We start from the raw sequence: 18,250 nt of genomic DNA, 5'->3' as shown, positions 1-18,250 counted from the left end.
GTAGTAAGGCGAGATGAGTTAGGTAACATTATGAAAATTAAAGCACTTTCTAAGCTTAAGCCTGAAGAAGGCATTTGGATGACCGAGGTTGAAAAACCTGAAATGGGTCATAATGATCTTCTTATCCGTATTAAGAAAACTGCAATTTGTGGCACAGACGTACATATCTACAACTGGGATGAGTGGTCACAAAACACAATCCCAGTACCTATGGTAGTAGGTCACGAATACGTGGGTGAAGTTGTTGGCATCGGCCAAGAAGTTCGTGGTTTTGAAATCGGCGACCGTGTATCTGGCGAAGGTCACATCACATGCGGTCACTGTCGTAACTGTCGTGGCGGCCGTACTCACCTTTGTCGTAATACAACAGGTGTTGGTGTAAACCGCACTGGTGCATTCTCTGAGTTCCTTGTGATCCCAGCGTTCAACGCATTTAAGATCCCTGCAGAAATTTCTGACGATCTAGCGTCAATCTTTGACCCGTTTGGTAATGCAGTACACACAGCGCTTTCTTTCGACCTAGTAGGCGAAGACGTGCTAATCACTGGTGCTGGTCCAATTGGTATCATGGCTGCTGCTGTTGCTAAGCACGTTGGTGCTCGTCACGTTGTAATTACTGACGTAAATGAATACCGCCTAGACCTTGCCCGTCAAATGGGTGTAACTCGCGCAGTAAACGTGATGGAAGAGAAGCTTGAAGACGTAATGTCTGATCTGGGCATGACTGAAGGCTTCGATGTAGGCCTAGAAATGTCTGGTAACCCATCTGCGTTCAACAGCATGCTAACGAACATGAACCACGGTGGTAAGATCTCTCTACTAGGTATTCCACCATCAGACATGGCAGTAGACTGGAACCAAGTAATCTTTAAAGGCTTGGTTATCAAAGGTATTTACGGTCGTGAGATGTTTGAAACTTGGTACAAGATGGCTTCATTGATTCAATCTGGCCTAGATCTAACACCAATCATTACTCACCACTACAAAGTGGATGACTTCCAGAAAGGCTTCGACATGATGCGTTCTGGTATGTCTGGTAAGGTAATTCTTGACTGGGAATAATACCTAGTACATAGACCTGATATAAAAAAGCCGAGCTATTTAATAGCTCGGCTTTTTTTTGTCTCATTTATAACCTTCAATATGATTTTTCAATCAATGACGTATTCGTACATTGTGATAAAGACAGCCACTTCATAGACAACTAAAGGAACAATAGAAGGTAATGAGTTGATAGCTTTGTATTTATATATGAGTACGAAGCCTTTAAAAATACAGTGAGCCATACCGGAAGGGAATGTGCGTTTGAAGGCATATTTTGTTGTTATGTTTGTTGCAAAATATAAGTGCTATGGMTGTTAAATGATTGACTTCGCGCTATGGTTTGCTAACCACTATCTGTTTCGAACATTCCAATTTCTCTATTAGATAGTGTTTAATATTATTCTATACGCTGAAACATTTTGACACACTTGTGACATTGAGATGACGTTGGAGAGGATAATGCTGCGTTTTGATTCTTTTGGTCGGTTGAATATGAGTGCTTCTTCAAATTAACTCACCCCCGCGAATCTATTACATTTTCAGTTCATATTAATTGGATAGTTAAGGTTATATTGTTAATGAGCTCTATTAGAAATTATCTATCGGTATTCGTTTTTCTGCTATTTAGTGTCTTCTCATTTCAAGCTTTAGCTTCTACGACTATTGAAGTTAACGTTTCTACACCTGAAACGGTGTATGAAAATGGTCAAACCATTTCTTATGACATTGAGCTGAAGAACACATCGAAAAAAGTCATCAATGGCATTTCTGTTGAAGATCTAATCTGGGACACTCAAAGTGCAACACTAAGCGGGACGGGTAAAGCGTTTAGTGAGCTAACCATTACAGATTCACACTCATGGGGTTCGAACGCAGGAACCTATGTGAGCAGTAACAGTAATTTAACTGTCACTGACGCGAAGTTATTCCCTTCAGGAAAAATTACCTATCATGTTGAAGCTAAAGTCACCGAAGATATCGTTGGCGATATCGTTTTAGGTCGTGATACGGCAGTTAAAGCAAATGTTGGTGGAGTAGAAGAGAGTGCTTCCCCTAGCAGTGTTGTGACCATCGAACCTGTACCTTATCAATATGATATAGAATTGAGTGTCGATAAATCAGAGTATCTAATTAATAAAAATCTCACCTATACACTGAAATTGACCAATACCGGAAGTTACACTGTTCAGCACCTAAAGGTCGAACAGCCTTTTGCGTCTCTGCAAGCTTTAAGTATCTCTGGAAGCCCTATTAATGCGTTCAGTTCGGTATCAATATCCGCTCAAGTATCTGGGACAGGAAGTAAGGCGGGAAGTTATACATCTTCAGGTGATCTATCCGTGTCTGGTGCGGCAATTGGCGTTGGTGGCTCCGTTACTTATACCGTTGTGGCTAAAGTGTCTGATGGACTGGTCGGTGACATAGTCACCCAAGCGACGGCACAAACGAAAGAAGGGGACAAACCGAGTGTTGAATTGACAACACCAGCTGCTCGCCCGAATGTAGAAATTACGCATACCTTAAACTCAGCCAATCCTTATCTTATCAATCAAGAGCGAGTGTTTACCGTTGTTGTCTCTAATACGGGGCAAGGTATCGCGCACGACTACCATGTAAAACAAAATATCGCGCAACTCACCACCAATAATGGGCTTGCCAATGATTTAGAAAGTCACTTTGATCATAGTGATGTAACTGGTCAACCGTTTAGCTCATGGAAAGTGAAAGTTAGTGATATTGGCACTCAATCAAAATCAAATTATAAAGCGGTGGGTGAGCAAAGTGATATCAATGTCGATGATACTGTTTCGCTTTATCCGAATGAGTCTATCACTTATAAGATCACGGCTACATTCTCGCCAGTCACGATAGGTTCCTTAATCGGTTTTGATGCTTCAGTCGAAGATGAAACCGGTATGCTAATCGTCGACTCTCAAATTAATGAGCAGCTTATTGCAGAGCAAGTTCTGTATTTTCCTGACCCGAATATTCAAGTAAACAAAACCACTAAAGCGTCGGAATATATACCGGGACAAAATGTTGAATATGACATCACGGTGAAAAATACTTCCTCAAAGTACTTCGCTAATAACCTACTTATTGTTGATGACCTTACTTGTGTTCAAACCGAGCAGGCCTCAGGGGCAGGCTTAGGGCAAGCGTTCTCTCAGTGGAAACYAGAAGCCGTATCAGGGGAAGATTCACAAGGCTCTGATCCGGGGTTATACAATTACAATCAATGGATGACCTCAGAAGTCATATTGTCCCCCGATATTGCTCCAGGAAAAGAGATCCACTACAAACTGACAGCACAAGTCAGTGATACCAGTGTTGGTTTAATCGTGGATAACCGCCCGTCGTGTAACGATGATATCAGTGAGGATGGTTCGGGCGTGCAAATGCCAGAAGACAATTTGCGAGCAAGCAAAGTCGTTGATTCTCGTTATTACTCTTCTGGTCAAACGCTGACTTATACAATACAAATTAATAACGATGGCGATGGGTTTGCAGACCAAGTCGCTGTGTTAGATGACCTAGCAAATGTAAAAACGACGGGAGTGAATGGGAAAGAAGTTAATGCATACCGCAGTTGGGAAGTCACCGCAATTGCGAAGCAATCTGACGGCAGTATTTCAACTGCTTCTAACACAGGAATATCGGGTTCAATTAAAGACCCTGAAATCCTTGATGTTAAGGCAACAATTGCCCCTCACTCTTATATTGAATATACAGTGGTCGCTCAAACTAACCCACTTGCAAACGGTCATATTAAAAATAGTGTCACTGTCGACGGTACCGTATATGCAGACACTGGATCTGATCCGTATGACTTCGAGATCGATTTGGATAAGCGAGTAAAAGTTGGATCTTCTGGCAGCTTCCATCACGACGGTAGCCGTTATTCCAAGCTAGATGACACCGTTATGTATCAAATCAATGTTGTTAACCGTGCTGGGAATGGCTACGCGACCAATGTTCACATAAAAGACGAAATCTCAAAAATCACGGCTGGATTATTAGAGCCGAACAAGGACTCGAAAGCAGTATTCAGCTCATGGACAGTTAGTGCTGAGATCATTTCAGATAACCCACTATTAAATGGTAATGCGACATTCACAGATGTTGGTTCATTTAGTGACAATAACGATCTGGATACTACGGCTCAGATCCCACCAAACGTGAAGATTGTATATACCATTATCGGACAACTAGACCGTTCTGTGAGCAATGAGATCCTATATGGCCGTTTTACTAATAAGGTGGATGTGCAAACACCTGATTCTGACAGCCAGACCTCGGTTTCAGATAGCGTAACGGTTTCGCCAAAAGAGCCTGATGTGGTCGTTGTTAAAACAACTAAAGATGAAAAGTTTATCCCTGGAGAGTGGGTTTCGTTTGACATCATGGTGTACAACCGAGGTTCAGGTTATGCCAATGAAGTTAAAGTTGATGATGACATAATCGGCCTAAATGCGTTTGAAAAATGGGAAATTACCTCCAAAACGGATAATAACAACACGACTTATAAAACAGGAAGTTACGCGGGTTCTAAGTCTAACTATCCTGATAATGGAAATATCAGCACTAAGGTAGATATYGATCCAAAGACTAGTGATGGTCTTGGTTTTGTGGGCTATACAGTTCGTGGTTTAGTCCGAAGCGATTATGAGAAATTTGAAATATCCAATACGGTAGAGATCCACGATCCTGTCAATAACCTTGATCAATCCGCGACCGCTGAAATTGGTGACAACGCAGACTCCAAATTGAACGTCTCAATTCTAAAGACTGCAGATAGAACTCGATTTTCACCGGGCGAAGAAGTTACGTATTTCATTACCTTATTGAATAACAGCTCTAATACAGCTGAGAAACTCAAAGTCTTTGACCCATTAAATGAAATACGCTCAACGTTGGCGAACTTAAAAAATAATCGTTTTGCTGATTTACAGGGTCAATCTCCATTTGAAAGCTGGCAGTTCGATTACGATGACGGCAAAGGCTGGAGTGCCGCCACCAATGATGATTTTATCTACCCCCTTGGTGGCGACGATAAGACGTTTAGCTTAGATGGTGGTGAAGAACGTACCTTCAAGATTAAAGCAAAAATCAAAGACAACGTTGTTTCTAATATTTTAGGGAACGACGCATATGTGTACAGGGATAAAGGACTAGTCTCTCAAGAAAACCACGTGTCACATCATGAAATGGAACGAGTAGGTTCAGGAGCAAACGTAGCAAGAAAACTTTATGTTAATGGTGTTGAATCTCAAAAATACACTCCGGGTGACACACTTAAATATACGGTCAAAATGTCTTCACAAACGGGTTACTTTAATAACCATCGTGTGAACGAAGACATAAAAGGGATTAACGTCCTATTGATGGATGGATCAAGTGCAAATCCTTTTGATAGTGGGTTTACCGTCAAGGTTGATAAAGACGATGTAAACGGCGGAGAAGGGACCACTGACGGTACATTAGATGGTGTGGTTGCAGATAACGAAAATATCAGCACCACCATTGATGTAGCGGGTGGTGATTATGTGCTGTACACCGTTGAAGGTGTCGTCCGTGATGATGCTGTGGGTGACATCACCATTGGTGGTATTACCGTGAAGCCATTTGATTATCATCTTACATTTACAAAAACCGTAGATCAGAAAAATTACGAACCGGGTCAACCGTTGACCTACAAACTTACCGTCAAAAATGATGGAAAAGGTAATGCCTACCATATTCCTATTGTTGATGAACTCTCAAAAATCACCGTTGATCTTTTAGATGGTACGACTGGGCTTGCGCTTAATACTGGCTGGAATATATCAACAAACATTGTTGGTGGTAGTACGGTTGCACAAGTGGATCTCGATGGCACACTAGCTAACAACCAAGACATCAACACACATTTGTCTATCCCGGGAAATGAAACGATAGTCTATACCGTTACTGGGAATGTAAACCCTCAGGCGGTCGGTAATATCACTAATTTACTGGTGGTAGATGGAAATACTGTTAGTGCAGAGTCCAAACCGAACACAGAAAAATTTAAGTTCGAAAAGCACGTGACTCGCTACTTCGATAAAGATGGCGTAACGGAGCTAACAGGTGGCTACACGCCGGGTGGTTACATTGAGTATCAAATTGACCTAACCAATACCAACAACGTTCATTTAAAAGACATTCATATTATTGATGCAATAGATGCGATTAGAACCGATTATTTCGATGGTTCAATCGGAGCTGCATTTACGGAATGGACAATAGCAACAGAGACAGACRGCAGCGGATACAGTGATGCTGGCTCAGTAAAAAATAACACCAATATTAAGACTGAATTTGACCTTTCAGCACCGTCATTTACTTCAGACAATAACGCTTATGTTCGCTACATAATTAAAGCGAAAGTCGCAGAGCAAGCGGTCGGTGAAATTAAGAATACAGCGCTAATAAAAGATCGCCATACTTTGGTTTCTGAGCGTTCTAGAATGCTACTTCCTGAAGTTAAAGTTTCTCATCACGCTTATACCAACGCATTGAAGACAGATATAAAATCGTCGTATAACCACACTCCAGGTGAGCAGTCTGTTGTTTACCAAGTCCGGGTTGAAAACCAAGGAAAAGGAACAGAATACGCAGCATCATTGGTTGATGAATTATCTAAATTAAAAGTGAAATTAGCTCAGCAAGTTGATGGCGACTCAGATGGGCGTAAAGCGCCGGTATATGAGCCTAAGACTTGGAATGTTAGAGCTTCTAAATCTAGCGAACTTGTTACCCAAATAGGGGCGTTCACTGGTGGTATTAATACCGACATCAACATACCAGAATTATCAATTGCTGCTGGCGGTTGGATAGATTTCATCATAGAGACTGAAATTCGTAACGACAGCTTAGAGAAGATCTACTCTACTGCGAAATATACGGGTTCTATAACTAAGAATCCAAAAGCAAAGATCGAAGTAGAGCCGTCGAAGCTAGACGTAACCAAAGAGATAATCTCTATCGGCGGGCGCGCGTATTCAACTGGCGACACCTATAAACCGGGTGAAGAGGTTGTATATCAGTTAAGTATCAGTAATACCGAACCTGTATGGTATGACAATGCGGCAATAGTCGATAAGCTCTCCGATATAAAGGTGGAAGTCCTTGGTGGTGGTAGTCAATCAGCCTTTATTTTGACAGAAATAACAGAGGTTGTTTCGGGAGGGTTAGGTGCTGATTTTGTTACTTATATGCCCGATTATTCCCCATCAGGCGATTTGAATCTATCGGTCGATATTGCTCCAAAGGCAAATATTGTCTTCACGATTAAAGGTCAAATTCGACCGGATGCTCTTGGCGTTATTTCTGCCAATAAGGCGACAGGTGGCAATCACCATGTCGAAACTGATGCTATCCCGCCTGTTGCACCTAACTTGGTGTTTGAAAAGTGGGTAACGAACACCACAGCAGACAGTAGTAAGTGTCGCTTCCCTTCTGATAGTGGTAATGGCTGTCAATATAATCCCAATGGTGAAGTAACTTATACCATTCTGGTTAAAAACACCGGTGAAGGTATCGCTAACGACGCTGAAATCGTCGATAAGTTAAACGCGATTAAAACCTCTAATGGTGAGAGTGCCTTCATATCGAATACGACTTCTATTTTGCAGCAACCACCGTCTGACCGTTTCTCTATCTCTGGTAGTTATCAAGGTGCCAAACCACTTGATGCAACTTTTGATCTGATGCCAAACGACGAAGTACGGTTCCAATTAACTGGAACCGTAAATGGTGATGCAACCGGAACCATTACTAATATCGCTAAATTGAATGACCAAAGCTCTAATGAAATTGTATTAGGGCAAGGCGATGCAAGTATTCTAGCGGCTAAAACGACGGATACTCCAACTTACGTGCCGGGCGGAGAGGTGCGTTATACCTTGTATATCGCCAATAAGTCAGACTCCAATGCGGATGTGTTGATTGAAGATGAAATCTCGAAGTTCTTAGTAGAAACCGCAGATGGCTCAATGAAAACTGCATTGGAAAGCTGGGCAGTTACGGCGCAGTTTGTAGGTAATATTGGTGCGACTCACAATGACATCAGTGCTATTCAATCAACAGGTGATATAAACGCCACTGTCGGTTTAGGTGCGGCGGAATCTGAGCCTACGGTATTAGAAATATCTATCGTTGGTAAAGTTCGTTCAGATGCTGTCGGTAAGTTCGGTAATACCATGTATGTCGATAAAAAACAGTTCGACTTACGTGAGCACTTTATCTACCCAGAACAGGGAGAGCTAACCCTGACAAAATCAGCGTCATTATCACCGAATACGTACGCACCGGGCGACATGATTGGTTTTGATATCGAAGTGAAAAACGAAGGGCTTGGGTATGTCCAAGACGTTACAATTTCAGATATTGCCAAAGAGATCACCGCAGAGGTTATCGGTGGTGGTAGAGGTCAAGTATTCGAGCATTGGGATGGTGCTAAGAGTAATGTCTCTATTGTCGATTCTGGCTCTAGCCAAACATTCATGATCAACGAGACTGCAGTAGACGCCACTGATGGCTTTGTCGGTACTTATACTATTGCCCCAAATAGTAGCGTTAAGCTGCATTTAGAAGGGAAGGTCGCGCCTAATGTGATGGGAGTGATTACCAATACGGCTAAAGTAGAAGCGACGAATAACAAGAAGCTAACCGCCGATGCTGTTTACACTCCAATTGATGCGGAAGTTACGCTGTCTAAAACCGTTGATATTACGGAGTATAAAGCGGGTGATACGCTGACTTACACGCTAGTTATTGCCAATACTACGCGTGCCTGGGCTTCTGATGTTCTTGTGCAAGATCTAGTGTCTCAAATAAAAGCGGAATCCATTACGGGATCAACCATCACGGCTTTTGATCCAAGTACCATTGATATTGTCGCGACATCTTCGACCGGAGACACAGCTCTAACGCCTTCCACGGGAAATAATGTTGATGAGGTTATTGATATTGCTCCCCAAGACATCATTACTATCACTATCTCGGGGCAGCTAAAACAAGAAATTATAGGTGACGTGGTTAACAAAGCAACGATCGACTTTGATGGGAAAGTGATCAGTGATGAAGTGGTCAGTGTCTCTGCTATTCCAGACATCGAGATTACTAAGAATTACATTGAAGAGTATTACGAACTTGGTAGCCCTGCTGGTTATACCATTACTATTACTAATAAAAGTAAAGCCTTTGCTAACGACATCCGCCTGCAAGATCCAATTTCAGCACTAACTGTTGAAACGACAGATTCTGTTTCTGTACCTGCATTTACTCGCTGGTGGGTCAGCTATGAGGTTGATAATAAACTCACAGTCGTCGATTCACCGAAGTTCCCACATAACAAGGATATAGATTCCAATATCGATTTGGCTCCAGAAGGCACCGTGAAATTTACCATTTTGGGTAGTGTTGACCCCCTTGCCATCGGTGACATAGAGAACACTGCGACAGTGAGTTTTAATGGTAGTGACCAAGAAAGCAGTGCGATTATAAAGCCGCTCCCTGCTGACGTTAGAGTGACCAAAGTAGCTGATAGAGAGTTTTATCAAGCAGGTGACTTTGCGAGCTTCACGGTAACCGTAACCAATAAAGGTGCCGGGTTTGCTAATGATGTCGCTGTGAAAGATCTACTCAGTAGTATGCAGGTTGAATTGATTGATGGCTCAAGAGCAACGGCATTTGACCAGTGGCGAGTTGTCAGCAACCTATCAAATCCTTTAAGCAGTATTGCGAAGCCTCCAACGGGTAAAAATCCAGATATTGATACTCTGGTAGATATAGCCCCAAACAGTGAGGTTGAGTTTGTTATTGAGGGACGAGTCCAACCGTTCGCAAGCAGCGACATCTATAACAAAGTAACCGTCGATTTCGGGGCTCAGCCTGAGCTAACAGCTGATGCGATTATCAAAAACAAACCTGTTTCACTTACTCTAGAAAAATTTGTCGGCGAGAGCGGAACCGATACTGAAATGATGTACGAGCCGGGTAAACTAGCCACGTACCGAGTAGTGTTAACAAATCAAAATGAGTCGTTTGTAGGTGGTATTGCGTTAAAAGATATTGTATCTGGTTTAAAAGTTACGACGGTGAATGGCTCTCAAGAAAAAGCGTTCAGTCAATGGGATATCAAGGTTAATAAAGGAAATAACTTAACCAGCGTTTCCCCGGACCCGAGCGGGCGGAATAAAGATATTGATGCGACCGTAAACCTTGCGCCAAATGATTCTTTAGAGCTTGTCATCACAGGTGTTGTGAACGATTACGCAATTGGACGTATCGATAACAAAGCTAGCATGACTGTGAATACTCGTTCGCAACGCTTTACCGCGACAGCCAGCCTTTTACCTGAACCTGATAACGTTGTGATCACCAAAACAGCGGATAGCCCTATCTATGTCGCCGGTGAAGAAGCGACCTTTAGGATCAAACTGTTCAATGACAGTAAAGGGTTTGGTAACGACATTGTAGTGAAAGACGTCATGTCTCAAATCAGAGTACCGACGCGCCCGGACGATATTTCTGGTGAACGGGAAGTTATACGAGCCTTTACTAGTTGGAAAATGGAAGTAAAACGTGGCGATCCGCGAACTCAGATGGACGCGCATAGTTATGGTGTTAATCAGGATATCGAAATTGGGGTGGATATTGCGCCAAATGATACGGCAGAGTTGATCATTACCGGTGTTGTTGACCCAAGAGCAATGGGCGAAATTGTTAATACCGCGTATAAGTTTGACGAATCTAAACAAGAAAGTAGCCAAGCATCACCGGATAGCAAAATCGCTTCAAGTACAAGCTCTGGACTACAAGCCAAAGGAACGTCAGTTGATGTAGTGAGTGCGATGATTGTTCCTGAAGCGGTGATGTTCAACATAGACAAAACCACGACTAAAGGTGAGAACGCGCAATACACCAACGATGATGAAGAGCTTACTTACGTACTTAACGTTGGTAATGAAGGCTCCGCTCTGATTTCGGGTGTAAAAATGGTAGATGAGATTAGCAAGCTAATTGGTGGGAACGGAACCCCACTATTTACTGATTGGTCGGTTGAAATCAGGGAGTTCCCGGGTAATATTTTGCACCCATTTGAATCAGGTCAAGACCTGTTACTACCAGATTATGGACCGTCGTTAGATTTACTTCCATATCTAGGCAATCATTATGTAATCACTATAAATGGCAAATTAAACAAAGGGTTGGATAATGATATTACCAATACCTTTACAGTAACAGACCCTGCAACAGGGCAATCAGCATCAGACGATGTAACCATTCATGTGAAGAGGTTTGCGGATAATGAAGGCGATTTGGTTGTTACTAAGCAAGCGTTAAAAGAAGAGGCGCAAGTTGGTGATGTGATTGAGTATGAAGTGATCATACAAAACAACAATGAGTCTGAATTCAAAGGCGTTAAACTTGTCGATCGTTATCCTGCAGGCTTCGAGTATGTTGAAGGCTCAACAGAAATTACTTACAGCGGTATTGACGGTGAGTTTGATAAAGGTGATCGAGTATCTACTAGTGACCCTGCAGTGACCAACGATCTAGTCTTTAATGTTGGTGACATGCTGGTTGATCTTAGTAGCGAACCAATCGTCCAAGAACAAATACGCATTCGTTACCTACTGCGAGTTAGTGTGGGTGCAACGTTTGGTAAATACATTAATACCGCGGTGGCGAAATCTCCTCCAGAAGGTCAGACTACGGGGGCTTTACAAGTTCGTTCGGCAACGGCTAGTGCTATTGTTGAGGTAACCCCTGATAAAGTATTTGATACGGCTTCTATCATCGGCAAGGTGTTCGAAGATCATAATGAAGATGGCTTCCAAGCCGATGCCACTGCATCTGATATTAAAGTTATCGCTCACATTGATGACGACAATTATATTGCAAGCACAACAACTATCACTCAAAACGACGAAAAATCCGTGGATGACGTTATTCATCATGTAGAGGTCGAGGTCTATGGACATTACGATCAAGACGATGATAGCTATGATTACATACCGGGAATTGGCGATAAAAGTAAAGATTCACGAAGCGTGAAAACCTCCAAAAAACCAACAGATGTAAAAGCATCGAAGTTGGTAGAGGGCATTGAAATATCAAAACTATTTGGTGTGTCATCTAACCGAACGTTACCTGAAGGCAATACTGTCGCAATTCAATTCAAGACTAAAACAAAAGCGGGAATTGCATTCACCGTTGAGTCTGATGCGGGAACCTTCATTGAATTTGATACTGAAGGTAATATCGTTACACACCACACCTCAGATAAATCCGAYGGTCTGTCGGCTGAGAATTTGGATGTGACGCGAAACCTCTACAAAGATGGCGATGCATATCTGTGGGAGATTCTGATTGAGAATAAAGGTCTCTATGAAGATGGTATTCCCGGTGTGCGCTTATTGACGGTAGAGGGCATTGTTATCGAAACGGATCAATATGGTCGCTATCATGTACCAGATCAGTGGGTATTGAATAAAAAAGGTAAGCAGTTCTTACTGAAAGTCGACACGGATTCATTGCCTACAGGTATGAAAGTGATCAGTGAAAACCCGTTGGTTAAACGTGTTTCACCCAATGCATTAACTAAGTTCAATTTCAGCATTCATACAGAGCACAAGGATGAGCCACAATGATCCTTCTAACTAAGAAGACGGCGTTTAAAAAGAGTCAGCTAGCCATCTGCATTCTTAGTGCGCTGCCGCTGTTGGCAGCCGCAAAAGACACAAGTGGCTTAGAAATTATTGATTCAGACTCTATGGACATAGATGTTATTACGCATGAGCAGGAAGACAGTTCACGTATCTATCTTGAAGAAGGAGCTATTTGGGCTAGCCGTGATATTACACGCTTTAACCCTGTACTCGATGTCAGTATTGGTGATGAACTAGAAGTGGAGGATGGAAAGCTTCTAGATGAAGTGAGCTTTACCGTCACAACGAACTACAGCTATTACATATCTAAGTACCAAATTGAAGTTTATAGGGGTCAAGACCGTAGCCTATCTCAACCATTAGCAGTAATCGAGGGTGAAGATCTTGCTAATGATTTTGATGTAAGTTGGGATGGTGAAACTGCGGTTGATTATGAGCTTAATAGTGGACAACAGTTACAATTTCGCCTCAAGGTATGGGACAAAGAGGGCAATCTTGATGTCACTACCGTTGGGGTAATGGATTTAGTACGTCCAGACTCTGAAGTCAGTATAGATAAGAACGTTGGCGAAGAAGACCAAGGCCGACATTTAGGTCGTGCGCAGTTGATGCGCCACAATATTCCTACCGACGCGGGTCTTGCCAAGTTCATGGGGACAGGGCTTAAAGGTGTCGATAAGGTTATCATTGGTGAAGATGAGTTTGATATCGAAGATGGTGAACTTTACGCAGAGCAATTCCTTCCTGCCGATGCCTACCTTTTCCCTACGAAAGTGATTTTTGACAACGGAGATGAGCGTCGTTACCAGCTTTACGTGCGCATTCCAGATACTTATTACGCACAAGCAGGCTTAGCTGATTTTTATGTGGGTCGAAACAGAGTCACAGGTAATACGGGCGCCTTGGGTGTTGATGACCAATACCATGAAGATATCTATAACCAAGGGCGTATTGCTTATTTTGGTCAGGGTAAATTTGGCGATAAATTAAGAGTCACCACTCACTTTGATAGTAAAGAAGGCCAGGTTAAAGACCTCTTCAAACATCCATTTGCCTCAGACAGTTCAACCGTATTTGATATTGTTGAAGATGATGATGAGCTTTATTACGGCGATTATGGTGATGGCGCGAATATTCACAAAGAAGTGAATACCAAGGGCAAAGTTTACTTCGATCTGGAATACGACAAATCCCAAGTGCTGTGGGGTAACTACAATACCGGGCTAACAGGTACAGATAATAACGATTACAACCGTAGCCTCTACGGATTCAAAGCCGATTATCGCACACGGGCGACCACTAAATATGGTGAAGACCGTCTAAATATTGTTGGATTTACCTCAGAAGCTGACACTTTATATTCCCATGATGAGTTTCTAGGTACAGGTGGTTCGCTTTATTTCCTACGTCATGGTGAAGTCGTTCCTGGCAGTGACAAAGTATTTATTAGTGTTCGCAATAAGAACAGCGGAATCGTAGAAAAAGAAGTCCCGCTGCAATCTGGGCGTGACTATGAAATTGATCCTTACCAAGGGCGAATTATCTTAACTAAGCCGCTCAATAATATTATTTCAGACAATTTTGGCAGTGTGATCGATGACTCTCCAGGTGATGGTTACGATAACTTCTTAGCCGTCGACTACGAATACGTTCCTCAAGGTAAAGATGCACGTGATGCACTCGCTTATGGCGGCCGAGTTAAGGGCTGGGCGAACGATTACATAGGTCTCGGGGCATCCTACACAACCGAAGAAAAAGATAACCAAGATTACGAAGCCTACGGTACTGACATTACGCTTCGTGCAACCGAAGGCACTTACATTAAGGCCGAATTTGCGACCAGCAAAGGCCAGCAGACTGATTCCAATTTCGTCTCCTTTGATGGCGGCTTAACGTTCACTCCGATTGGGTCGGGTGCAGAAGAARAGCGTGAGGGCGACTCTGTCCAAGTTAAAGCGGTCGCGAATCTTTACGACCTCGCGCCAAATATTTYCTCTGTGGTCGGTAATGACGTGAAGGCTTGGTACAAGACAAAGGATGCGGGTTATAGCTATGCGAGTCAAAGTGATGGTTTAGAGCAAGAATCCTATGGTACTGAGCTTCGCTTGCAAGCTACTGATCGAGTCAGTATCGCAACTCGCTATACTTCGATGTTTGAAAGAGATACCGACGGCGGTATACAAACAGATAGTGAGCAAGTTGAGTTAGAAGGGCAATTCAAACTCACAGAGCACATCAAGCTATCAGCTGCGGGTAAACAGGTTGAAGAACTTAATAACGACGGGGATAAAGGCAAAGGCTCATTAGCAGGTTTGCGCGCCGATTACATCTGGGACAGTGATACCAATGTCTATATCAAAGGTCAAACAACCGTAGATCAAACCCAAGATTATGATGACAACGACAGCGTAAGTGTTGGTGGTGAAGTTCGCGTATTAGAAGACTTTAAACTGGGTGCAGAATACACCTCGGGTGATCGCGGAACTGCTGCAGAAGCTACTGCAACCTACGATGTGACAGATGACTACTCAACCTATGTGACATACCTTGATGATAACTATGAAGGGAAAAACAACGTTATTGTTGGTCAACGAGCTGACTTAACGTCCAATGTCGATTTCTATCAAGAAAACCAATTCGTTGATGAAAACAATGGCAAGGGGCGTATTGACTCGTTCGGCTTTGGTTACGATATGACAGACGATGTCGATTTCGGCATTGGCTATCAACAAGGTGAAATTGAACAGCCTAGTGAAACGATTCCGGGAGCGAAAGAGATCACTTATCGTAGAGCGGTTTCTTTCAATGCGGGAATCGACGTCGATGATGTGAGCTTAAAACACAAGATTGAATATCGAGTTGATAAAGGTAATGAAAACGTTGATACCGATAAAAAACGTATCGACCAAATCGTTACCACTAACCGCTACACCCAACACTTAACCGAGGAGTACACCCTCTTTGGTAAGTACAATTACTCAAAATCGGAAAATGAAGAGACCAGCGAAACGTTAGCTCGCTTCATTGAAGCCTCTGCGGGAATGGCCTATCGTCCAATTTACAATGACAGACTCAATCTGTTAACCCGTTACACCTATATCGTGGATTACGATCAACTGGATCGTGATGTTGAGTATTCTGATGAAGAGAGCCACATCATCGAAGCGGAGGGCATTTACTCTATAGATGCCCATTGGGACGTCGGAGCCAAATACGCTCATAAAGATAAAACGGAAGCGTTTGAACGAGCTTCGGGTGCTTATGAGTTGGTCGAGAGTAATATTAACCTTTACGGTTTAAGTGCGTCTTACCACATCATGAAAGAGTGGGATGTGACAGGTGAGTATCACTGGAAGACGGACACTTTGAACGATGAAGTTGAACATGGTGCACTGTTGTCATTCAACAAACACTTATCAAATAACTTTAAAGTTGGTGTCGGTTATAACTTCTCTGGTTTTGATAGTAACTTAGCTAACGACGATGATTATGATGCGACAGGATTTTTCTTAAACTTAGTCGGCAAGATATAAGGGCGTGATTTAATGAGCATAAAACCGATATTTTTAGGGCTAAGCATAGCAGCAATTACATTGGTTTCAGGTTGTTCGACCGATACTTATGTGAGCAAAGAGAATATGGATAAGTTTGGTGATCCAAACGTTGAGAAATTTTTGATCCGTGAGTGTATTGTCCCTGAGCGTGATATTCGTATTGCTATTGCCGAACATTTTGACTTTGATAAATCTGAGCTTAAAGAACAAGACCATGCAGCGATTGACCAACTAATCGGTAGTATAAAGCGTCTTCATGGGCAAATTGCTATTGTCGCTCACACCGATTACCAAGGCAGTTCAGACTATAATGAAAAGCTTTCAATGCGCCGAGCAGAAGCGGTTAAGGCGTATATGCAAACAAAGCTCGATGGCACGCGCTATGATTGGGAGCTAAAGCATTATGGTGAAAATAAGCCAATAGCAGCAGGGCAGACACTAGCAGCTAACGCAGAAAACAGACGTGCTTACATTGTGTTTGAACAAACACAAACTGAAGCTGAAAATGCTTTTTGTGCTCCACCAGAACCTGAGCGTAAAGTATTCGTCGCGATGACGTCGCACTTTGACTTCGACAAGTATGATTTAAAAGAGTCAGACAAAAAGTCGTTAGATGAATTTGTTACGAACCTAAAAGGGTTAAATGGTCGAGTGTTAGTTGCCGGTCATACAGATTATCAAGGTTCAGTCAGTTATAACGAAAAACTGGCTCAGCTTAGAGCCCAAGCCGTATTGGAATATTTGCAGACTCAGTTAGATCCCAGCCAATTTGTGTGGGAAGTGAAGGCGTTTGGCGAGCTTAACTTAGTGACGCAAGAGCAGTCACTCGAAGCAAACGTATTAAACCGCCGTGCATTGGTTGTATTTAAGCAAGGTGATCTACCTGAAAAGTAGTTGATGGGCTTGAATTGAAAGGCGACAGTGAGAATTGTCGCCTTTTTATTTGGAGGTTCTACTTTACTGTATTCTCAACAGTTCAGTCGGAATTTTCTCGAACTGAAAGTATTCCATTCCGTGTTGCCATGTAATATGTTCCATCTGGTCCGAGAGTCACCGGTTGAAGCAGTTCTGAAAACTCAGTACCACTGCCTAAATATGCTTGATAAGCCGTCTTGCCAGTAAACCAATCGACGGCACTCATGTAATAGCCAACCCCTTCAAGAGCACCTTCTATCACACTGTAGGTATAGATAAGACCAGTCTCGGTAGAAAGTATTGGCGTAGTCATATGTTTAAGTTCGTTGTTTTCCCAAACCTTGCGGCAAGATGTTCCGCTTTCATCAACATCTATTCGTACAAATCCATTCTCTGTCTTGAGTGGGTCACCGAATAAGCCATCATAAGAACCATTGTTTTCAAGAACCACACTATTTTGATAGCCGATAACTGAATTTTCCGCTCCGCCTTTTTTTGGTTCAAAAACGGGGTATGAACACACTTCTTTACCAGTTTCTCGGTGATAAACGTTCAAGTTGAGTTGCGGGTAGCCATTATCTGCTATCGCAACGTAATTATCATCACGACCGAACAGGGTTGGTGTTGTGCCAGTCCCTGGTGCGAGAACTCCTGGACCTTCATTGTTATAATTGGTTGACCACACGAGTCTAATGTCACCAGATTCATCGACCATTAACTTGTTCATTGAACCTTGAACAGCAACGTAAACTCCCGATGGGTCAATGGCTATTTGGTTTTGTAAGCCAATACCAAAATCATAAAATTCAACATTGAGTGTATTACTATCAATATACCCGACGAGCCCTTTACMTGACGTAAACCACATTCGACCTTGGTAATCAGGTATACCGTCATTAAGGAACGCGCCTTCTGGTAAATGCTCAGATATATCGAGCTTTTCGATCAAGTACCACTCAGGCATGAGATCCTGACCAATACGAAGTCCCATTTTGGTTATGGTGCCATCAGTATTGTTTAAAATGACATGATCATTAT

Annotated in this window: 5 protein-coding genes; 4 read left to right on the top strand and 1 reads right to left on the bottom strand. The window is 42.6% G+C overall.

Annotated features, from left to right (window positions below):
* The first annotated feature begins 30 nt into the window (after positions 1-30).
* From tdh to L4C33_RS11155, 4 genes are all read left to right on the top strand, one after another.
* Positions 31-1,062, top strand: coding sequence for an L-threonine 3-dehydrogenase (gene tdh / locus L4C33_RS11170; RefSeq protein WP_009845596.1), 1,032 nt, complete (start codon positions 31-33; stop codon positions 1,060-1,062).
* Positions 1,063-1,622: 560 nt separating this feature from the next.
* Positions 1,623-12,725: a DUF11 domain-containing protein gene (locus L4C33_RS11165; RefSeq protein WP_428812512.1), complete on the top strand. Its 11,103-nt coding sequence runs from the start codon at positions 1,623-1,625 to the stop codon at positions 12,723-12,725.
* Positions 12,722-16,276: a TonB-dependent receptor gene (locus tag L4C33_RS11160; protein ID WP_428812511.1), complete on the top strand. Its 3,555-nt coding sequence runs from the start codon at positions 12,722-12,724 to the stop codon at positions 16,274-16,276. The genes L4C33_RS11165 and L4C33_RS11160 overlap by 4 nt, the downstream gene beginning before the upstream one ends.
* 12 nt (positions 16,277-16,288) lie before the next feature.
* Positions 16,289-17,191 carry an OmpA family protein gene (locus L4C33_RS11155; protein WP_428812510.1) on the top strand — a complete coding sequence of 301 codons (903 nt, stop codon included), beginning with the start codon at positions 16,289-16,291 and terminating at the stop codon, positions 17,189-17,191.
* Between the two features lie 82 nt (positions 17,192-17,273).
* Here the strand turns inward: L4C33_RS11155 and L4C33_RS11150 are convergent.
* The coding region (locus L4C33_RS11150; protein ID WP_428812509.1) for a hypothetical protein at positions 17,274-18,250 on the bottom strand (977 nt) is incomplete at its 5' end.

The sequence above is a fragment of the Vibrio makurazakiensis genome, assembly GCF_050337375.1.
Classification (GTDB): domain Bacteria; phylum Pseudomonadota; class Gammaproteobacteria; order Enterobacterales; family Vibrionaceae; genus Vibrio; species Vibrio makurazakiensis.
Note: the sequence above shows the minus strand (reverse complement) of the source record. Positions and strands in the feature narration are given on the sequence as shown.